1 rRNA gene is annotated in these 255 nt (G+C 50.2%); it reads right to left on the reverse strand.

Going from position 1 to position 255, the window contains the following annotated elements:
- Nucleotides 1–255: ribosomal RNA gene (locus tag KJS58_RS25220) — 23S ribosomal RNA — on the reverse strand; the annotation flags it as partial.

Below are 255 nucleotides of genomic sequence, written 5' to 3' on the forward strand. Positions count from 1 at the left end.
GGACGAGCCTTCCTCAGGAACCCTTAGGTTTTCGGCGGATCAGATTCTCACTGATCTTTTCGTTACTCATACCGGCATTCTCACTTGTATACAGTCCAGCAGTCCTTCCGGTCTACCTTCAACCCGGTATACAACGCTCCCCTACCCCTGATACATAGTATCAAGCCATAGCTTCGGTGGTGTGTTTAGCCCCGTTACATTTTCGGCGCAGAGTCACTCGACCAGTGAGCTATTACGCACTCTTTAAATGGTGGC

This window comes from Paenibacillus sp. J45TS6, assembly GCF_018403285.1.
Lineage (GTDB): Bacteria > Bacillota > Bacilli > Paenibacillales > Paenibacillaceae > Paenibacillus.